The sequence below is a fragment of the Mesorhizobium sp. M1342 genome, assembly GCF_040317955.1.
In the GTDB taxonomy this organism is placed as follows: Bacteria; Pseudomonadota; Alphaproteobacteria; order Rhizobiales; family Rhizobiaceae; genus Mesorhizobium.
In genome coordinates this window covers 158365-179238 of sequence record NZ_JAMYLI010000001.1, presented here as the reverse complement: position 1 = coordinate 179238, position 20874 = coordinate 158365, and the positions used below count along the sequence as shown (strand labels likewise).

Below are 20874 nucleotides of genomic sequence, written 5' to 3'. Positions count from 1 at the left end.
CAGTTGATCCAGAAGACTTCGGCTGGTTTTCCCATGAGAGACAGGCAGGCCATCGGCCTCCCCATCTCAGGGAATATCCTATCAGAGGCCGAGGCCGCCGATGCAGACATATTTGGTGTCGAGATAATCCTCGATGCCCTGATGTCCGCCTTCTTTGCCGAGACCCGATTCCTTGACGCCGCCGAACGGCGCCTCCGGCGTGGTGATGAGGCCTTCATTGACGCCGACCATGCCGTATTTCAGCCCTTCCATGACGCGGAAGGCGCGGCCGAGATCGCCGGTGTAGAAATAGCAGGCGAGGCCGAATTCGGTGTCGTTGGCGAGTGCTATCGCCTCCTCTTCGGTCTCGAACTTGAACACCGGTGCGACCGGGCCAAAGATCTCTTCCTTCATGAAGCGCATCTTGGGCGTCGCATTGGCAATGACCGTCGGCTGGAAGAACGAACCGCCGAGCGCATGGCGCTTGCCGCCGGCAACGATCTTGCCGCCCTTGGATGTGGCGTCGGCGATCAGTTCTTCGACCTTCTCGACCGCCTTCTCGTCGATCAGCGGCCCCTGCTGCACGCCGTCCTCGAGGCCGGAGCCGACCTTCAGCCCGTTGCTGGCGGCAGCGAGCTTCTCGACGAACTTGTCATAGACACCAGCCTGGACAAGGAAGCGGTTGGTGCAGACGCAGGTCTGGCCGGAATTGCGATACTTGGCGGTGATCGCACCAGCGACCGCACGCTCGAGGTCGGCGTCATCGAAGACAATGAACGGCGCGTTGCCACCGAGCTCCATCGACACTTTCTTGACGGTGACCGACGACTTCTGGATGAGAAGCTTGCCGACTTCGGTCGATCCGGTGAAGGTGATCTTCGACACCAGCGGATTGGCGCAGATCTCGTCGCCGATCTCGCTTGCCGAACCGGTCAGGATGTTGACGACGCCCTTGGGGAAGCCGACCTCCTCTGCGAGCGCACCCCAGGCGAGGCCTGAATATGGTGTCTGCGAGGCCGGCTTGACCACTGCGGTGCAGCCGGCGGCGAGCGCCGGGCCGAGCTTGCGGGCCAGCATCGAGGACGGGAAATTCCACGGCGTGATGGCGGCGATGACCCCGACCGGTTCCTTGGTCACCAGGATGCGGCGGTCCGCCCATGGCGACGGCACGACGTCGCCATAGGTGCGGCGGCCTTCCTCGGCGAACCACAATATGTAGGCCGCGGCAGAGCCGATCTCGCCCTTCGATTCGAACAGCGACTTGCCCTGTTCGATGGTCAGCAGTTCGGCCAGCACGTCCTGATTGTCCATCATTGCGTCATGCAGCTTGCGCAGCAGCTTCGAGCGCTCGAGCGCGGTCGTCTTGCGCCAGGTCTTGAAAGCTTCCGCGGCGGCTTCGATGGCGCGGCGGGTTTCGGCTTTGCCCGACTTCGGCACGGTGCCGATCTTGAGGCCGGTGGCCGGGTTGTTGACGTCAACCGTCTGGCCGCTGTCGGCCTGCACCCATTCGCCATTGATGAGATTGGCCTGCCGCATGAAATGGCTGGTTTTCTGAAGCATGGTCTATCCTCCGTTCGGCGCGCTGACGGCCGGTCTGTGAAATCTTCGGTGAGCGTGCGCCATGGACTGAAGCCGGCACGCCGGAGCCACTGCTCTTTACCGAGGGCAAGGCCCGCAAGCAATCGCAAGATGGCATATAGGGGTTGGACCAGCCCGAGGCGAGAGCAGGCCGGACATATGCCGTGCCGATCGCTGGCCGCACCATCTGGCTATCTATCCGAAAACGTGGAGCACCACCGTCAGCCAGAAGGCGGTTGTAACAACCGCGCTCGCCGTGGCGATTGTCATCTGGTTCGACGCCAGCGCCTGGCCGGTGTTGAACTGCACGGCGATGAGATAGGAATTGATGCCGGATGGTAGCGCCGCCACCACCACCGCCACTTTGGCCGTCAATGGCGGCAGGCCAAGCAGCCAGACCAGACCGAGAACCAGAGCCGGCATCAGGAACAATTTCAGCACCGAAAGCGCCAGAGCCGGCCGGACATTGCCGGAGATACCGAAGCGGCGCAGGCTGAGGCCCATGGCGAACAGCGCCACTGGCCCGGCAGTGTCAGCCAGCGCATCGACCAGCCGTGTGGCAAGGTTCGGCAGCGGCGCGCCGGTTAGGCGCCATGCCAGCCCGGCCAGGATGCCGATGATCAGGGGATTGGTGAACAGTCTTCTCAGAAAGCTCTGGATGATGCGCAGCGGGTGTACGGGCTCGCTGCCACCGCGGCCAAATATCTCGAACATGATGATCGACGCCATCATCATGGTCGGCAGATGCACGGAAACGAGCAGCGACAGCACTTCGAATCCGCTGGACCCGAATACGCCGAGAACGAAGGGAATGCCCAGCAACACCACATTCGAGAAGGACGACGACACTCCACCGACGATACCTGTGCGTGCGTCCCGCCCGAAGATTCGCGTCGTCACCAGATGGCCGGCAGCCCATGTCATTGCAACCGCGGTGAAGTAAGCGCCCCACAGCGACCATGGCGCCACGCCATGGAAATCGGAATTCACCATCGTCCGAAACAGCAGCAGCGGCATCGCCACGTTGATGGCGAATTCGGAGATGCCGTCCCCGCTGGCCGGCTTTAGATAGCCGGTGAGCCCGGTGAGATAGCCGAGCGCGACGAGGCTGAAGACGAAAAGAACGGTTTCGGTGAGCGGCGACATTTTTCAGGGATAGGCGAGCCACGGCCGCGGCGCAATCGCGCCCGAATTTGATCATGCCCTAATTTGATCATGGCCAAATTTGATCATGGTCCATTGGCAGCGTTATAGAGGGCTTGGATCATCAGGGCGGATGCGAACGACAAATGACCTTTGTCGAAACCTCGAAGCTTAATCTTTTGCGGCGGGCATGGCTGACGGCTTTCATCGCCGCACTGCTTTGCCTTGCCGCGACCGCGCTTGCAGTTGCCGAGACAATAAGCCTTAAGGGCGTGGCGCTGATCATCGGCCAGTCGAATTACCTGCACATCGCCGCCCTGCCCAACCCCGCCAACGACGCCCGCGACATGGCCAAGATGCTGACCGACCTTGGCTTCGACGCCCGCAGCGTCACCGACCGCGACGCCACCAAGCTGAAGCGCGACCTGGAGCGGTTCACCGAAGATGCCGACGGCGCCGATGTCGCCTTCATCTACTACTCCGGTCATGGCATCGAGGCCGGCGGCGAAAACTATCTGGTTCCGGTCGATGCCGACGTCCCGTCGCTGAAGGATGCCGGCACCAGCCTTGTGCCGATATCGGCCGTCATGGAGGCATTGAAAAAGACAGTGCCGGTGACGATCATGCTGCTCGACGCCTGCCGCACCAATCCATTCCCCGCGGATGCCATGGTCCGGCGCTCACCGACCGCTTCCGCCTCGCCCATAGGCGCCGGCGGGTTGGAGCCGGTGCGCGGCGCGAAGGCGCTCGGCAATGCGCCGGCGGCCGACGCGAGCCTGGGTACGGTGGTCGGCTTTGCCGCAGAACCGGGTCGTCCAGCGCTCGATGGCGCCGCCGGCGAAAACAGCCCTTATGCGTCCGCTTTGCTGCGCCACCTCGCGGCGATGAAGGGTACCGAGTTCGGCTCGGTCATGCGCATGGTGACCGAGGAGGTCTATCTCGACACAAAGGCAAAGCAGCGCCCCTGGGTCAATGAAAGCTTGCGCCGGCTGCTCTATTTCGGCGTCGCGCCGGCGGAGCCGACCGGCGACGACGGGCTGATCACCGGCGAGCGGCGCCAGCTGCTGCTGACGATTTCCGACCTGCCCGACCCCAAACGGGCGCAGGTGGAACTGGCCTCGCTGCAGGAAGGCGTGCCGCTTGATGCGCTTTATGGCGTGCTGAAAGCGCTCGGCACGGAAAAGATCCCGGAAGATCCGACTGACCTGCAAAAGGTGCTCGACGCCCAGGCCGAGCGCCTGAAGAAGATGATGTCCGAGCGTGCAGCGCTTCGCACCGACGATCCGGAGATCAAACGGCTTGTCGCCTCCGCCGACAAGGCCATCAGCCAGGGCGCCATCGTGACGGCGCGTAAATTCCTCGACGATGCCGTCGGCCGGATCGAAGAGACCAACGACGCGGTCGATCAAGCCGAGGATCTCGTCAAGCAGAAGCGTCTTGCCGATGCCGCGATCTATGCCAGGCGCGCCGATGCCTCTGGCCTGGTCTTCGACTACAAATCCGCCGCAGGCGATTACGCCAAGGCCTTCTCGCTGGCCGAGAAATGGGACGACAAGCTGCGCTGGAACTACAAGAACCAGCAAGCCGAGGCGTTGAACGCCTACGGCTACGCCACCGGCGATCTCGATGCGCTGCAGCACTCCATCGAGGCCTATCGCACCATTCTGAACTTCATCCCCAATGACGAACAGAATCGCGACTGGGCGATCACCCGCAACAACATGGCGGTGGTGCTGCAGACCATCGGCGAGCGAGAGACGGAGACCGCGCGCCTTGAAGAGGCAGCGCGGATCTTTCGCGATTCCCTTGTCGTGTTCGAGCGCGAGAAGGACGATCTTAACTGGGCCGCCGCGCAGAACAATCTGGCCAACGTGCTGTTGAAGATCGGCGAACGTGAGAGCGACCCGAAACGCCTGAACGAGGCGGTGGTGGCGATGCGCGCCACACTCGAAAAACGCCCGCGCGACAAGGTCCCGCTCGACTGGGCCGCTTCGCAGAACAATCTCGGCCTGGCGCTCTATGCGCTTTCCGAGCGCGAGGCCGCCGGCGAACATCTGACGCAAGCCGAGGCGGCCTACCGGCTGGCACTTGAGGAATACACACGCGAAAAGGCGCCGGTTGAATGGGCGATGGTCGAGAACAATCTCGGCAACACGCTGGTGTCGCTCGGCATTCAGCTCAACGACAAGGCGAAGATAAACGAGGCGGCCAACGCGTTCCGTGCCGCGCTTGAAGTGCGAACCCGTGAAACCTTCCCCGTCTCATGGGCGACCAGCAGGCTCAACCTCGGCAACGCGCTGAGCGGTGTCGCCCGTTTCGATATGGGCACCGGCGCGCTCGAAGAGGCCGCGGCCGCCTATGACGATGCACTGACGGTCTTTACCCGGCAGCGTTTCCCGATGGACTGGGCGTCGGCGCAGAACAATCTCGGTTCGATCTACCAGACGCTTGGCCAGCGCACCCGCGACGCGGCCAAGCTGGAGCAGTCGGCCGCGGCCTTCCGGGCGGCCCGGCAGGTCTATGTCAGACGGAAATTCCCTCTCGACTGGGCAATGAGCCACTACAATCTCGGCAACACGCTGCAGCTCCTCGGCGGCGTCACCGACAAGCCGGAACATTATGGTGAAGCCATTGCCGCCTACCGCGATGCGTTGCGCGAGTACAAGCGCGAGACGAACCCCCGCCAATGGGCGCTGGCCCAGGCCGGCCTCGGCTCGACGCTGCACTGGCTGAGCATGAGCAATGCCGACTCCAGGACGCTGCTTGAGTCCATAGCGGCCCGCCGAGCAGCCCTCGAAGTACTCACCGTCGACGCGGCACCAGTCGACTGGGCCAACGCCCAGAACGGCATCGGCATGAGCCTGCTCAACCTCGGCAATCTCGAACGCACCGGCAAATACCTCGGTGATGCCGAGGCCGCCTTCGCGGCCACGCTGAAGGTATTCACCAGGGAAAGCCTGCCCATGCAATGGGCCTTCGCGCAGAACAATCTCGGTGACGTCAGCTGGAACCGAGCCAGCTATGGCGGGGGCAAGGCCGAATATCAAAAGGCGATCGAATTCTTCGAGAACGCCAAGCAGGGCTTTACCGAAGCCGGCTACACAATCCCCATCCCGCTCACCGACCAGAAGATCGATCTGGTGAAGAAGCAGATGGCGAAGAAGTAGGTCTACGCATCCCGCCGACCGCGCCTTGTCTTTCGGCTGGCTTTACCGTCCCTATATGTCCCGTCACCGGAACCCATTGCCGGGAACCGGAGAAGGATAGCGGATGATTCGATTTGCCTTCGCGTTGTTCCTGTTTCTTATTCCCGGCGTGGCCCACGCCACGGATGCAGGCTGGGCGCTGCTGCGCGATGGCGGACATGTCGTGCTGCTGCGCCATGCCATGGTCACCGGCACCACCGACCCGGCCAATTTCGACATCGACAGTTGCGCCACCCAGATGAACCTGTCGGCCCGTGGCAAGCAACAGGCGAGCAAGATCGGCGCTCTGTTTGCCGCCCGTGCGGCACCGATCGAGCGCGTGTTGTCCAGCCGCTATTGCCGCTGCCTCGATACTGCCCGCATCGCCTTCGAGGCCGAGCCGGAGCTGTTTGCTCCGCTCGATCTCCTGAAGGGCGACGAGGCGCAGAAAGCCGCGCAGATCGCGGCGATCCTGAAAGAAATCCGCGCCTATTCCGGCTCCGACAATCTGGTCATGGTCACCCATCTGGAAGACATCGTGGCGCTGACCGGCATCTCGCCGCGCGAAGGCGAGGCCGTGGTCGTGGAGCCGCAGGGCGATAGCCTGCGCGTGCTCGGCCGCGTCACCTTCTGAGCTCCCTGCGCGCGATCGCTGACGTCGAAAGCGGTGTTGCCGAAATGCCACCGCCGCAAGAAGCCGCAAATCCGCCACGACAATGCCGCTTGCGACAACCCGTCGCAGGGGCTATAGGCGCGCTCCCGGTCACGAGAACCGAAGCGAGCACAACGGTTGGAGCTTTCGCCTCCGCCCGTGCAGGCGGCTTTGCCGCCCTGTATACGGCGCCGCTTTGGGGACTGGGATCGCGGATGTAGCTCAGCGGGAGAGCGCCGGATTTGGGTCCGGAGGTCGGGGGTTCAATTCCCTTCATCTGCACCACGGATAGCTCAGTTTGGTTAGAGCATCAGATTGTTAATCTGACTGTCGAAGGTTCGATTCCTTCTCCATTGGCCTGAAAAACCATCCGAAAAACGGTCAGGGGACTGGAATGCGAAAGACTGAACGGATGGCCCAAGCCCTCGGGCGCGGATCATCCCAAGCGTCTTTCGCCATCGGCTCGCGGCCAGGCCCGCGGTGACGATCAAGGCGCAGTGTCGCCGGCAAAGGAAGCTCGGCCTCCGGCGCCCGCTTCGCTGCCCCGCGATCCGCTCCCGAAGGCCCGCCACGGATTGATGCCACCAGTCCCCGGATCATTCGTGCCCGGACGATGACGCAAGACGACGATGTGAAACGAGAAACGAAAGGAACGATCGACGCATGACTTGACGCCTCGCATGTGGCCATGCCCGACAGGAGTGAAACAATGACAATTCTCGACAAGGTTCTTGGACGCGAGCGCGTCCTCGTAAAGGAAAACGAACGTGCCCTCACCCTCCACAAGGGTGAGATCAAGACTGTCCTGCTGCCGGGCGAACATTGGCTCGCCAACCGGCGCGGCAGCCTTGAAGTGTCCCGGCACGATCTGAAGAACCCGGAATTCGTTTCGGCATACGAGAAGGCGTTGTTCGACAAGCTCCCGGATGTGGCCGCGCGTCATTTCACCGTCGTTCGCACCGGGCGCACGGATGTCGCCATCATCGAGCGTGACGGCAATCTGCACGCCGTTCTGGCGCCGGACCGCAAGCTCGTGCTGTGGACGGATGCCGGTCCGTGGAAGGTGACGCTGATCGACACATCGGTCGATCTCGCCATCGATGCGGCGGTCATGCGCCGGCTCGGCCAGGCCCGGAAGGCGGAATTGATGTCCGTCCACCCGGTCGTCGACGGTCAGGCCGGACTGCTGTTCATCGACGGTGTCCTGGTCAGGACGCTGACGGCGGGCGTGCATGGCTTCTGGAACGTCGGACGCATGGTGCAGATCAAGGTCGTCGACCTCAAGCGCCAGTCGCTCGACGTTGCTGGGCAGGAAGTGCTGACCAAGGATCGCGTGACGATCCGCGTCAACATCGCAGCCGAATACCGGGTCGTCGATCCTGTCAAGGCGGTGAGCATGGTGAAGGACTTCTCCGAAGCCCTTTACCGCGCCCTGCAGTACGCCTTCCGCAAGACCCTTGGCGCGCTGACACTCGATCAGATCCTTGAAAAGAAGGTGACGATCGACGAGGAGGCCGCCGGCAAGGTTCGCGCCGACATGGCCGAGATCGGGGTGGAGGTCAGTGATATCGCGCTCAAGGATGTCATCCTGCCGGGCGAGATGCGCGAGATCCTCAACCAGGTGGTGTCGGCCGAAAAGCAGGCCGAGGCCAACATCATCCGTCGCCGCGAGGAGACGAACGCGACGCGTTCCCTCCTCAACACGGCCAGGGTGATGGCGGAAAACCCGGTGATGCTGCGGTTGAAGGAGCTTGAGGCTCTGGAAACCATCGCCGGCAAGGTCGAGCGGCTGACCGTCCACAACGGAACGGGCGGGCTGCTGAACGACCTGGTCAAGCTCCGCGACAGCTAATGCATGTCGCCCAAAGTGGTTCCGGTTTTGGGGAACGACATGCATCGAGACAAAGGCTGACGTAACGTCAAAGGGAAGGGCCGCCGGTCAGCCGGCGTCCCTTCTTGCCTTTACAGAGCAGGCTTCCCATCTGCGCCCGGCGTATCAGGCCTTTTCCTGCCGGGAAAAACCGATTAGACAGCGCCCAAACAAGATGCGGACAGATTCCGCCCGCAACCGAAGGAAAAGCCCTTGTCCACCACGTTCGACAAAGTCGCCAAGATCATTGCCGACACCAGCGAGATCGATATCGACACCATTACGCCCGAGAGCCACACGATCGACGATCTCGGCATCGACAGCCTCGATTTCCTCGACATCGTCTTTGCCATCGACAAGGAATTCGGCATCAAGGTGCCGCTGGAAAAGTGGACCCAGGAGGTCAATGACGGCAAGGCTTCGACCGACGATTACTTCGTCATGAAGAACCTGTGCGCCAAGATCGACGCACTGGTTGCCGCCAAGACCGCCTGACTTCGGTTGAGCGCGTGATCTTGACGCGCCCTGCCGCCTGACCCACAAAGCCGCTCATGAGCAGCCCCCGCGACGTCGTCATCACTGGTATCGGCCTTGTCTCCTCGCTGGGGGAAGGTCCGGACGCCCATTGGCAGAAGCTCGCGCAGCCGGGCCTGGAACCGGTGCTCGAAGCGGCGCGCTTTGCACCCTATACCGTCCATCCATTGCCGGAGATCGACTGGAACCTGCAGATCGCCAAACGCGGCGATCAGCGCCAGATGGAAACCTGGCAGAGGCTCGGCACCTATGCCGCAGGCCTGGCGCTGGACGACGCCGGCATCAAGGGCAATGACGAACTCTGCACGACCATGGACATGGTTGTGGCCGCAGGCGGCGGCGAACGCGACGAGGCGGTCGATGCCGCCATTCTCGCCGCTTCGGAAAGCCGCAACGACCGCGATGTGCTGCTCAACGAGAAATTGACCACCGAATTGCGGCCGACACTGTTCCTGGCCCAGCTTTCCAATCTGCTCGCCGGCAACATCTCCATCGTCCACAAGGTGACGGGCTCATCCAGAACCTTCATGGGTGAGGAAGGTGCCGGTGTCGCCGCCGTCGAGACGGCAGCCGCGCGCATCCGCTCCGGCCAGTCGACGCACATCCTGGTCGGCGGTGCCTTCCAGACCGAACATTCCGACATGCTGCTCGGCTATGAACTCGCCGGCTATTTGCATCGCGGCCCGTGGAAGCCGGTCTGGCAAAGACAGGGGGCTGAGGGCGGCGGCGTCGTGACTGGATCCGGCGGTGCCTTCCTGGTGCTGGAGCAGCGCGAACACGCGACAAGCCGCGGACGAAAGATTTATGCCGAGCTTGGGCCGGTCGTCTCCGGCCGCGCCAGGCGCCCACGGGGAGAACTCGACACCGAGATCGCCGCACTGCTCAAGCAGGCTGCAATGCCGAACGGCAAATTACTGGCCCTGTCGGGCGCGTCAGGCGCCCATATGGCAACCATCGCCGAGAAAGCAGCGCTCGACGCCAATCCGGCGATTGCCGCGCGCGGCTTCTCGACGCTGACCGGGCACATGAAGGAAGCACAGTTTCCCTTCGCCGTGGCACTGGCGGCGCTGGCCGTCGATCGCAAGGCCGCCTACCCCGTTTTTGATGCCGCAGCCGAGAAGCCGTTCGAAGGGGTTCCCGCAACCGTCCTTGCAACGGCGATCGGCTATCACCAATTCGAGGGCATGGCGCTGATCAACGCCGCCTGAGGCGGTGTTCCACGATCCATGCTGCAACGATAAACGCTCGAGGGCTCCCGCATGGCCAATCTGAACGATCATATGGGCAGGCCGATCGTCGCCGTCACCGGCATCGGCGTGGTGACCTCGCTTGGCGTCGGCAAGGCCGACAATTGGGCGGCGCTGACCTCGGGCAAGTCGGGCATCCACCCGATCACCCGTTTTCCGGTCGATCATCTCAACACCCGCATCTCCGGCATGGTCGACTTCCTGCCATCGAGCTCGAAGGGCTCCAGCCACCTCACCTATGAACTGGCGGAAACCGCCGCGCGTGAGGCCGTGGCCGAATCCGGCCTCGATTCCGGTGATTTCGGTGGTCCTCTCTTCCTCGCTTCACCGCCGGTCGAACTCGACTGGCACGACCGCTTCGCGCTCTACAATTCCGACAAACTGGACTCCGGCGGCGAACGGCTGCTGCGGGTGGCGCGCGGATTGAAGGAACTAGACATTTTCGAGACCACGCAGTTCGGCTCGATCGCCGACCGGCTTGCCGACCGTTTCGGCACACGCGGGCTGCCGATCACGCTGTCGACCGCTTGCGCTTCCGGCGCCACCGCCATCCAGCTCGGTGTCGAGGCGATCCGCCGCGGCGAATGCGACCGGGCGCTGTCGATCGGCGCCGACGGTTCGGCAACCGCCGAGGCGCTGATCCGCTTCTCGCTGCTGTCGGCGCTGTCGACCCACAACGACATTCCCGAAAAGGCGTCAAAACCCTTCTCCAAGGAGCGCGACGGCTTTGTGCTGGCCGAGGGCTCCGGCGCTCTCGTGCTGGAATCGCTGGAAGCCGCGATGGCGCGCGGCGCCACGATTCTTGGCATCCTGCGCGGCTGCGGCGAAAAGGCGGACGATTTCCACCGCACCCGCTCGAAGCCGGACGCTTCGCCGGCGATCGCGGCGGTCCGTGCTGTGCTTGCCGATGCCGGCTTGAGCGAAGACGAGATCGACTACGTGAACGCTCACGGCACTTCGACGCCCGAAAACGACAAGATGGAGCATCTGTCGCTGTCGACGGTGTTCGGCGAGCGGATCGGCTCGATGCCGGTTTCGTCGAACAAGTCGATGATTGGCCACACGCTGTCGGCCGCCGGCGCGGTCGAGGCAGCTTTTTCGCTGATGACGATGCGCGAAAGCGTCATTCCGCCGACCATCAACTATGACAATCCCGACCCCGCGATCGTGCTGGACGTGGTGCCGAACAAGAAGCGCAATGCCGAGGTTCGCACCGTTCTGTCGAACTCCTTCGGCTTCGGCGGCCAGAACACTTGCCTTGTCATGGCGCGGGAACCGGTCTAAGCGACCTTTTTCAGCCAGACCGAAACCGACAGGCCCAATGCGCGCATTGCAACTTATCGAGGACCGCCGTCTTGAAACGGTGGACCTGCCGCCACCCTCACCGCCGGCACTTGGCGAAGTCACGCTGCGCATCAAGGCGGTGGCGCTGAACCATATCGACGTCTGGGGCTGGCGCGGCATGGCCTTCGCCAAGCGCAAGCTGCCGCTGGTCGTCGGCGCCGAAGCCTCCGGCGAGGTCGAGGCGGTAGGCCCCGGCGTTTCCAGCCTGCTGCCCGGACAATTGGTATCGATCTACGGCGCGCGCACCTGCGGCCTCTGCCGAGCCTGCCGCGAAGGCCGCGACAACCTCTGTGAACATGTTTCGGGTGTGCACGGTTTCCATCTCGACGGTTTCGCGCAAGAGAAGATCAACCTGCCGGCTCGCCTGCTGGTCCCTGCCCCGCCCGGCGTGACCGACATCGGCGCGGCGGTCGCGCCCGTCACCTTCGGCACGGTCGAGCACATGCTGTTCGACAACGCCAGGCTACAGCCCGGCGAGACGATCCTTATCCATGCCGGCGGATCCGGCATCGGCTCGGCGGCCATCCAGCTGGCCAAGCGGATGGGCTGCACCATCATCACCACGGTCGGCTCCAACGACAAGATCGACAAGGCCAAGGCGCTCGGCGCCGACCATGTCATCAACTACCGCGACGACCGTTTCGAGGGCGTCGTGCGCAAGCTGACCAAGAAGAAGGGCGTCGATGTCGTCTTCGAACATGTCGGCGCCGACACTTTTGCCGCCTCGATGTTGTGCCTGAAGCGTGGCGGCCGCCTGGTGACCTGCGGTTCGACTTCCGGCGTGTCGACGCAGATCAACCTCATGCAGCTGTTCCAGCAGCAATTGAAACTGCTTGGCTCCTTTGGCTGCCGCATGGAGAACATGGCAAACGCCATGCAGAAAATGGCGGCGGGACAGGTCGCACCTGTCATCGATACCGAAGTCGACTTCGACGGTATAGATGCCGCGCTGAAGCGCATGGAAGGCCGCGACGTGTTCGGCAAGATCATCCTGCGCGTCGGCTAGAGCCTTGACCTCTGTGTTCAAGAAGTTCCGCCGGGATCTAAAATTTCGTTACGGCAGGCAACTGCGCCAGCTCAATTACTGGCTGGTGGCGCGGGCGGCGATGATGATCATCTCGGTCCTGCGCCTGCTGCCGGCCGACAGTGCGCTGAATTTCGCCGACCGCGTCGCACGCATGGTCGGCCCCCGGGTGGGACGCCATCAGGTTGCCGTCGACAATCTGCGCAAGGCCTATCCGGAAAAGAGCGAAGCCGAGATCCAGGCGATCGCCTCCGACATGTGGGGCAACATGGCCCGTCTTGCCGCGGAATACATCTTTCTCGACGCCCTCTTCGACTATGACCCTACAGCCATCAAGCCCGGCCGCATCGAGGTCAAAGGAGCGGACCACTTCGTCGAAATCGCTGGCGAACAGAAGCCGCATATCGTCTTTACCGGTCATCTCGGCAATTTCGAATTGCTGCCGGTGGCGGCGGCGACCTTCGGCATGAACATCACGGCGCTGTTTCGGCCGCCCAACAATCCTTATCTTGCCGACTACATCCTCTCGACGCGCCGCTCGACCATGGGCTCGTTGCTGCCATCGATGGCCGGTGCTTCATTCGCCTTGGCCGGGGTCCTGGAGAACGGCGGCAACATCGGCATCCTTGTCGACCAGAAATTCTCCAATGGACTGGATACGACGTTCTTCGGCCGTCCGTGCCAGAGCAATCGGGTGCTGGCCACCCTTGCCCGTCACTATGACTGCGACGTCTATCCGGCGCGCTGCATCAGGCTGCCAGGCAACCGCTTCCGGCTCGAAATCGAGGACAAGCTGACATTGCCGCGCACCGCTGACGGCAGCGTCGATGTCCACGCCACCACCCAGCGTCTCAACGATGTCGTCGAACGCTGGGTGCGAGAAGATCCCGGCCAGTGGATGTGGTTCCACAAAAGGTGGGAGATCAGCGGCGGGCGTCGAAAGCGGCCCTCGCAGGCAAAAGCGGTCCCAAACGCTTAAACAGAACTGCTGGCGAGGGTGTTAGCCCTGCGCCAGCCGACAACAGCGAACCTGAATCTCTTCAGTTCGTCACGACAATCCGCGTATTGCCGAAGCCGGCTTGCCGAACCATCGCATAGAAGGCGGCGGCGTTGGTCGGGTGCAAGCGCACACAGCCATGCGATGCCGGGCGCCCGAGCTGCCTCACCGCGCCGGTGCCGTGAATGGCATAGCCGCCGCGGAAGAACACGGAATGAGGCATCGGCGACATGTCGTATTTGCGCGAATACCACATCCGCGCCGTCCGTTGCGGCCGATAGCTGCCGCGCGGGGTAATGTAGCCTTTGCGCGCGGTGGAGACGCTCCACCGGTAAACCGACGCACCATATCTGACGGTCATCGTCTGCGATGACACGTCAATATTTGCAACGAGGCTGGCTGCCCAGCCCTGCCCCGAAGCACCGAACAGCATCGCAACAAACACGGCTGCCATGAGAACTGTCTTTTTCATGCGATCAAACCCCTTTGATTGCCCCTAACCTGTCTGCCCTCAAATTGTCTTTCATCTTTTTAATGGCAGATGAACGGGCTAACACACACACCTTGACCAATTCGCCAATCCAAAGCAGCGAATTTGAACGATTTCCCGCAATAGTTGCCGCAACGACACGCCGCCCAGGCTCGATCACCAACGGGCTTGCAAAACCGCTGAGATCGCTGCTCAACTCTGGGTATGAACGAGCGACTCCTCCGGGCAATCGATGACAGGCGCGACGATGTCGTCGCGCTGACCACTGAGCTGATCCGTTTTCCGACCATCAATCCACCCGGCGAGGCCTATCGGCCATGCGCCGAATATCTCGGCGCGCGGCTGAAGAAGAGCGGTTTCGAGACCGAATTCATCCGCGCAGAAGGCACGCCCGGCGACACCGACCGCTACCCGCGCGTCAATGTCGTTGCCCGTTTCGACGGAAGATCGTCAGGCGCCTGCGTCCACTTCAACTCACACATCGACGTGGTCGAAGCTGGCGACGGCTGGACCGTCGATCCTTTTGCCGGCATCGTCAAAGACGGCAAGGTCTACGGCCGCGGCGCCTGCGACATGAAGGGCGGTCTTGCCGCCTCGATCGTCGCAGCCGAAGCCTTCCTGGAAGTCTTCCCCGATTTTCCCGGCGCCATCGAAATATCCGGCACGGTCGACGAGGAGTCCGGTGGTTTCGGCGGCGTCGCCCATTTGGCCAGGCTCGGCTATTTCTCGAAGCCCAGGGTCGACCATGTCATCATTCCCGAGCCGCTGAACAAGGACCGCATCTGTCTCGGTCATCGCGGTGTCTGGTGGGCGGAGATCGAGACCAAGGGGGAGATCGCGCACGGCTCGATGCCGTTTCTCGGCGACAATGCCGTACGTCACATGGGCGCCGTGCTGAGGGCTTTCGAGGACGAGCTGTTCCCCGCACTCGACCGCAAGATGACGCGCATGCCGGTCGTGCCCGAAGGGGCAAAACGCTCGACCATGAACATCAATTCGATCCATGGCGGCCAGACCGAGGACTTCCGGCCCGGCCTGCCGTCGCCCAACGTGCCCGACTCCTGCCGGCTGACCATCGACCGCCGTTTCCTGCTGGAGGAAGATCTCGACACCGTCAAAGGCGAAGTGACCGGTATTCTCGACCGGCTAAAGCGCGAGCGGACAAAATTCGACTACGAAATCCGCGACCTGATGGAAGTGCTGCCGCTGATGACCGAGCGCGACGCCCCGGTGGTCAAGGCGGTTGCGCAAGGCATCATGGCGATCTTCGACCGCGAACCCGACTATGTCATTTCGCCCGGCACCTACGACCAGAAGCACATTGCGCGCATCGGCCATATCTATGATTGCATCGCCTATGGGCCGGGCATTCTCGACCTCGCGCATCGGCCGGACGAATGGGTCGGCATATCGGACATGGTGGAATCGGCCAAGGTGATGGCAATAGGGCTCAACGTGCTGCTGCGCGGCACAGCCGCGGAATAAGGTGCGCACCGCGACAAGCTTCGACCTGCCGATGCGGTCGCCAGGACAAAAACATTCCCGGCCCCGCCAACGGGCAGAACGAAACGCAATTTACTCCGTGGCGAAATCACGCTTCTATCGCCCGGGTTCGAGCACGTGTCTGAACGCATGGGGAGTTGCACGATGAAATTGTGGAAAACCATTCTGGCGGCCGCGGTGCTGTCGCTGGCCGCCGGCACCTCCGCGTTTGCCGCGCGAACCGACCTGGTCATCGGCATTCCGCTCGAACCCCCGCATCTCGACCCAACCGCAGGTGCCGCCGCGGCAATCGACGAGGTTCTCTACGCCAATGTGTTCGAGGGGCTGACACGCATCGGGCCGAATGGCGAGGTGCTGCCGGATCTGGCCGAAAGCTGGACCATTTCCGATGATGGAAAGGTCTACACCTTCAAGCTGCACACCGGCGTGAAATTCCATGACGGCACCGACTTCGACGCCAGCGACGTGAAATTCTCGCTCGATCGAGCCCGCGCCGAAAATTCCGTCAACGCACAAAAGGGCCTGTTCGCCGCCATCGACAAAGTCGACGTGGTCGACCCGGCAACCGTCAAGGTCACGCTGAAAAACCCGCAGGGCTCGTTCCTCTACAATATGGGCTGGGGCGACGCGGTAATCGTGGCGCCGGAATCTGCCGATACCAACAAGGAGAAACCGATCGGCACCGGCCCGTTCAAGTTCCAGAGCTGGGCCAAGGGATCGTCGATCACCTTGGTCAAATCGGATAACTACTGGGGTACGCCGGCGTCCCTCGACAAGGCCGAGTTCCGCATCGTGCCGGATGCAGCCGCCTATGTGCCGGCGCTGCTCTCGGGCGACATCCAGGCTTTCCCGTTCTTCGATGCCGACAGCGTCGCCCAGGTCAAGGACGACCCGCGCTTCAAGGTTGTGATCGGCGCGACCGAGGGTGAGACCATCCTGTCGATCAACAACAAGAAGCCGCCTTTCGACAAGCTGCAGGTAAGACAGGCGATCTCCTACGCGCTCGACCGCAAGGCGATCATCGACGGCGCCTCGGCCGGCCTCGGGCAGCCGATCGGCTCGCATATGTCGCCGGCCAACAAGGACTATGTCGACCTCACCGGCCGCTACCCGCATGATGTCGCCAAGGCCAAGGAACTGCTGAAGGAGGCAGGCCTCGAGAACGGCTTCAAGGCGACGCTGAAACTGCCGCCGCCCGCCTATGCGCGGCTCGGCGGCGAGATCATCGCTTCACAACTTCGCGACGTCGGCATCGATCTGGAAATCATTCCGGTCGAATGGGCACAGTGGCTGGATCAGGTGTTCACCAAGAAGGATTACGACCTGACCATCGTCTCCCACACCGAGCCCAACGACATCGATATCTATTCGCGCAAAGACTATTATTTCAACTACGACAATCCAGCCTTCGACAAGGTGATTGCCGACCTCGGTGTCACCTCCGACGAAGCCAAGCGCAAGGAATTGCTGGGGCAGGCACAGAAGATCCTGGCCGACGATGCCGTGGTCGGCTTCCTCTACGAATTGCCGAAGGTCGGAGTCTGGGACGCCAAGCTGCAAGGGCTGTGGGAAAACGCGCCGATCCAGGCCAATGATTTGACCAAGGTGAAGTGGTCGGATTGAAGACTCAGGCTGCCTGGCGGAACTTGCGCTCCGTCACACCCCCCTCTGCCCTGCCGGGCATCTCCCCCGCAAGGGGGGAGATCGGCAGTTTGGCCGATGGTGCACCCTTTGCAACCTTCTTGGTCTGCGCACCGTCAACGATTGGCGAAAGCCTCGATGAGAGCACAATCTCCCCCCTTGCGGGGGAGATGTCCGGCAGGACAGAGGGGGGTGTGCGGGAACGCAACCTTTGCCCGGTGGACAAAATAACAGTGCCTCCGCTTCCATGACCGCCTATCTCCTAAAACGCATCGCCGTCGCCATCGCCACGCTGCTGCTGGCTTCCATGGTGGTGTTCGCCGTGCTGGAGATCCTGCCCGGCGATCCGGCACGGCTGATGCTGGGCATGAACGCAAGCGCCGACCAGATCGAACTTCTCCGCAACCAGATGGGCCTCAACGCGCCACTGGCCTTGCGCTATCTGCACTGGGCCGGCGGCCTGCTCAGCCTCGATTTCGGCCGTTCCTACACCTATTCGGTGCCGGTCATCGACCTGGTGAGCGAGCGGCTTGCCGTCTCGCTGCCGCTGGCGCTGATTGCACTTGCGCTCTCCACCATCATCGCGATTCCCGTTGGCCTGTTTTCCGCCAGCCGGCGTGGACGCGCCGGTGATACGATTTCGATGGGTGCCGCACAGCTTGGCGTCGCCGTGCCCAATTTCTGGTTCGCGCTGATGCTGATCTATGTGTTCGCCGTCTGGCTGCGGCTGGTCCCGGCCGGTGGGTTTCCCGGCTGGAGTGCCGGCGTCTGGCCAGCCCTGAAATCGCTGCTGCTGCCGGCGGTCGCACTTGCCTTGCCGCAAGCCGCGATCCTGGCGCGCGTCACCCGCTCGGCGCTGATCGAGGTGCTGAGCGAAGACTACATCCGCACCGCCCGCGCCAAGGGCCTGCCCTATCGCGCAGTCTTGTGGCGGCATGCACTGCGCAACGCCATGATCCCGGTCCTGACCATTCTGGGCCTGCAATTCGCCTTCCTGCTTGCCGGCACCATCATCATCGAGAATGTTTTCTATCTGCCCGGCCTCGGCCGGCTGGTATTCCAGGCGATCACCCAGCGCGATCTGATCGTCGTCGAAAGCGTCGTCATGCTGCTGGTCGCCGCCATCATCGCCGTCAACCTTCTCGTCGATCTTTCCTATGCGGTTGTCGATCCGCGCCTGAGAAGCCGGCAATGACACTGCACATCGACATCCCAGAGGAGACGTTCGGCAGCATCCTGGCCAAGGCATTCAGGAACACCGCCTTCGTGGCCGGTTTCGTCATCACCCTGCTGATCCTGGCAATGGCAATCGTCTCCTATGCGTGGACGCCCTACGACGTCACCAAACTGGTGATATCGGACAAGACGCAAGCCCCCTCTCTGACGCACTGGTTCGGCACCGATCATTTCGGCCGCGACATCCTGTCGATGGTCATGGTCGGCGCCCGCAATTCGATTGCCGTGGCGCTGGTCGCGGTTGGCATCGGCATGGGGGTCGGCGTGCCGCTCGGCGCCTTTGCCGCGGCACGCGGCGGCCTCGTCGACGAGGCACTGATGCGGCTGAACGATCTCGTCTTCGCCTTCCCGGCTTTGCTGTCGGCGATCATGATCACCGCCATCTTCGGGCCGGGCGCGATCAACGCCATCATCGCCATCGGCATCTTCAACATTCCGGTCTTTGCCCGTGTCGCCCGCGCCGGCGCGCTGGCGATCTGGCCGCGCGAGTTCATTCTGGCCGCGCGCGCCGCCGGCAAGAGCAGCACGCAGATCACAATCGAACATGTGCTGCCCAACATCGCCACGCTGCTCCTGGTGCAGGGCACCATCCAGTTCGCGCTGGGCATCCTGGCCGAGGCCGGGCTTTCCTATCTGGGCCTGGGTGCCCAGCCGCCGATGCCGAGCTGGGGCCGCATGCTGTTCGACGCGCAGACCCGCATGGTGGTGGCGCCATGGATGTCGATCTTTCCGGGCATGGCGATCGTCGTCGCCGTGCTGGGACTGAACCTGCTGGGCGACGGCATTGCCGACATCCTCGATCCGAAATCGCGGCGGCAGCGATGAGCCTGCTCGACATTGAGAACCTGTCGCTGACTATCGGCGACACGCAGATCCTCAGGGGTATGGAGCTTTCCGTCGCGCCCGGTGAGGTAATGGGGCTGGTCGGCGAATCCGGTTCGGGCAAATCGATGACCGCCCTGACGGTGATGCAGCTTCTGCCCCATGCCGCGCGCGCCACCGGACATGTCACATTCGACGGCATCGACATCCTGGCAGCAACCGAGGACCAGATGTGCGCGCTGCGCGGCGACGACATCGGCATGGTCTTCCAGGAGCCGATGACGGCGCTCAACCCGGTCAAGACCATCGGCGAACAGGTTGCCGAAGGCATACGCTGGCACACCAAGGCCAGCCGCGCCGAGGCCGAAGACCGGGCGCGAAAAATGCTCGACCGTGTCGGCTTGCCCTCGGCGAAATTCCCGATGTCGCGCTATCCGCATGAACTGTCCGGCGGCCAGCGCCAGCGCGTCGTCATCGCCATCGCCTGCGCGCTGAAGCCGAAGCTGCTGATCGCCGACGAGCCGACGACGGCGCTCGACGTGGTGCTGCAGGCGCAGATCCTCGACCTCTTGCGCGACCTCGTCGCCGAAAGCCGCATGGGCCTGCTCCTGATCTCGCATGACCTCGCCGTGGTCACCGAGATGGCCGACCGCATCACCATCCTGCGCGGCGGCGAGGTGATGGAAGCCGGCGACACGGCGCGCACGCTGTCCGAACAGCTCCATCCCTATACGCGCCAGCTGGCGCAGGCCTCGATGCATGTGCCGGCGCGCGCCAGGCCGCATGGCATCGAGGCGGGCCATCCCCTGCTTCTGGTCGAGGGCGTGACGCGCGACTATGCCGGGCGGCGCAGCTCGCTGTTCAGGCGGGCGTCTGCTATCCGCGCCGTCGACGACGTGTCCTTGTCGATGGCGCCGGGTCAGTCAGTGGCGCTGGTCGGCCGCTCCGGTTGCGGCAAGTCAACGCTCGCCCGCATGATCCTGGCGCTGGACCAGCCAAGCTCGGGCACGATCCGGTTCCGAGGCGAGACCGTCACCGGCAAGAGCGAAGCCGAGCTGAAGCCGGCCCGCCGTGACATGCAGGTCGTCTTCCAGGATCCCTACGGCTCCTTCGACCCGCGCCAGAAGGTCGAAAAACTGGTCGCCGAACCCCTGCATGTACTGGAGAAAAAGCCGACACGCGCCGAGCGCCGCGAGATGGTGGCGCATGCGCTGCACGAAGTCGGTCTCGGCATCAGCGACATGGACAAATACCCGCACGAATTTTCCGGCGGCCAACGCCAGCGCCTGTCGATCGCCCGCGCCATCATCACCCGCCCGAAACTGGTCGTCGCCGACGAGCCGGTCTCGGCGCTCGACGTCTCGATCCGCGCCCAAATCCTCGATTTGTTCGCCGAACTCAACCAGAAGCTCGGCATCGCCTATCTCTTCATCACCCACGACCTGACCGTCGCCCGGGCCATCACGGACGAGGTGCTGGTCATGCATGACGGCAAGATCGTCGAGCGCGGCAAGACAAACGAGGTGCTGGATCACCCGCAGTCGGAGGCGGCCAAGGCACTTGTCACCGCAGCCCCTGATTTACACCGGGCGATCGCCAAGCGGCTGCGAGAGCAAGGCTGATCAGGAG

General features: G+C 63.0%; 16 protein-coding genes and 2 tRNA genes. 15 read left to right on the top strand and 3 right to left on the bottom strand.

Features of this window, described 5'->3' with window-relative positions:
* Window positions 1-81: 81 nt before the first annotated feature.
* Both NKH06_RS00860 and NKH06_RS00855 read right to left on the bottom strand, forming a co-directional pair.
* Window positions 82-1539 (bottom strand): NAD-dependent succinate-semialdehyde dehydrogenase, encoded by a 1458-nt coding sequence (locus NKH06_RS00860; protein ID WP_127291661.1) that lies wholly within the window; start codon window positions 1537-1539, stop codon window positions 82-84.
* Between the two features lie 213 nt (window positions 1540-1752).
* Entirely contained in the window at window positions 1753-2703 is a 951-nt protein-coding gene (locus NKH06_RS00855; RefSeq protein ID WP_128303984.1) for an AEC family transporter, read from the bottom strand.
* A 143-nt stretch (window positions 2704-2846) separates the two neighbouring features.
* Here NKH06_RS00855 and NKH06_RS00850 point away from each other — a divergent pair, with 143 nt between their 5' ends.
* The 10 genes from NKH06_RS00850 to NKH06_RS00805 all read left to right on the top strand — a co-directional run bounded on the left by NKH06_RS00850 (window position 2847) and on the right by NKH06_RS00805 (window position 13535).
* Entirely contained in the window at window positions 2847-5867 is a 3021-nt protein-coding gene (locus NKH06_RS00850) for a caspase family protein (RefSeq protein ID WP_352439883.1), read from the top strand.
* A gap of 103 nt (window positions 5868-5970) precedes the next feature.
* Complete coding sequence (locus NKH06_RS00845) at window positions 5971-6519, top strand: histidine phosphatase family protein (protein ID WP_352439882.1); 549 nt, start codon at window positions 5971-5973, stop codon at window positions 6517-6519.
* Between the two features lie 229 nt (window positions 6520-6748).
* Window positions 6749-6822, top strand: a tRNA-OTHER gene (locus tag NKH06_RS00840).
* 2 nt (window positions 6823-6824) lie between these two features.
* Window positions 6825-6894: transfer RNA gene (locus NKH06_RS00835), tRNA-Asn, on the top strand.
* 352 nt (window positions 6895-7246) lie between these two features.
* Window positions 7247-8389, top strand: a complete 1143-nt coding sequence (locus NKH06_RS00830; protein WP_023812260.1) for a slipin family protein — start codon at window positions 7247-7249, stop codon at window positions 8387-8389.
* A gap of 231 nt (window positions 8390-8620) precedes the next feature.
* Window positions 8621-8902 (top strand): acyl carrier protein, encoded by a 282-nt coding sequence (locus NKH06_RS00825; protein ID WP_010909964.1) that lies wholly within the window; start codon window positions 8621-8623, stop codon window positions 8900-8902.
* 56 nt (window positions 8903-8958) lie between these two features.
* Entirely contained in the window at window positions 8959-10149 is a 1191-nt protein-coding gene (locus NKH06_RS00820; protein WP_128303982.1) for a beta-ketoacyl-ACP synthase, read from the top strand.
* Window positions 10150-10200: 51 nt separating this feature from the next.
* Complete coding sequence (locus NKH06_RS00815; protein ID WP_127291675.1) at window positions 10201-11472, top strand: beta-ketoacyl-ACP synthase; 1272 nt, start codon at window positions 10201-10203, stop codon at window positions 11470-11472.
* A 37-nt stretch (window positions 11473-11509) separates the two neighbouring features.
* Window positions 11510-12538: a zinc-binding dehydrogenase gene (locus tag NKH06_RS00810; protein WP_127291678.1), complete on the top strand. Its 1029-nt coding sequence runs from the start codon at window positions 11510-11512 to the stop codon at window positions 12536-12538.
* A gap of 13 nt (window positions 12539-12551) precedes the next feature.
* Window positions 12552-13535, top strand: coding sequence for a lipid A biosynthesis lauroyl acyltransferase (locus NKH06_RS00805; protein WP_164892933.1), 984 nt, complete (start codon window positions 12552-12554; stop codon window positions 13533-13535).
* 61 nt (window positions 13536-13596) lie between these two features.
* Here the strand turns inward: NKH06_RS00805 and NKH06_RS00800 are convergent, their stop codons facing one another.
* Window positions 13597-14025: a L,D-transpeptidase gene (locus NKH06_RS00800; RefSeq protein ID WP_023812266.1), complete on the bottom strand. Its 429-nt coding sequence runs from the start codon at window positions 14023-14025 to the stop codon at window positions 13597-13599.
* Between the two features lie 222 nt (window positions 14026-14247).
* On the opposite strand from NKH06_RS00800, the gene NKH06_RS00795 reads away from it, so the two are divergent.
* The 5 genes from NKH06_RS00795 (at window position 14248) to NKH06_RS00775 (ending at window position 20867) form a co-directional block, all read left to right on the top strand.
* The gene (locus tag NKH06_RS00795) at window positions 14248-15528 is read left to right on the top strand and encodes an acetylornithine deacetylase/succinyl-diaminopimelate desuccinylase family protein (RefSeq protein ID WP_352891882.1); all 1281 of its coding nucleotides are present in this window, start codon (window positions 14248-14250) and stop codon (window positions 15526-15528) included.
* 162 nt (window positions 15529-15690) lie between these two features.
* Window positions 15691-17169: an ABC transporter substrate-binding protein gene (locus NKH06_RS00790; protein ID WP_352629373.1), complete on the top strand. Its 1479-nt coding sequence runs from the start codon at window positions 15691-15693 to the stop codon at window positions 17167-17169.
* Between the two features lie 265 nt (window positions 17170-17434).
* Complete coding sequence (locus NKH06_RS00785; RefSeq protein WP_352891880.1) at window positions 17435-18382, top strand: ABC transporter permease; 948 nt, start codon at window positions 17435-17437, stop codon at window positions 18380-18382.
* Window positions 18379-19248 (top strand): ABC transporter permease, encoded by an 870-nt coding sequence (locus NKH06_RS00780; RefSeq protein WP_352891879.1) that lies wholly within the window; start codon window positions 18379-18381, stop codon window positions 19246-19248. Before NKH06_RS00785 ends, NKH06_RS00780 begins: the two co-directional genes overlap by 4 nt.
* The gene (locus NKH06_RS00775) at window positions 19245-20867 is read left to right on the top strand and encodes an ABC transporter ATP-binding protein (RefSeq protein ID WP_352891876.1); all 1623 of its coding nucleotides are present in this window, start codon (window positions 19245-19247) and stop codon (window positions 20865-20867) included. The genes NKH06_RS00780 and NKH06_RS00775 overlap by 4 nt, the downstream gene beginning before the upstream one ends.
* Window positions 20868-20874: the final 7 nt, after the last annotated feature.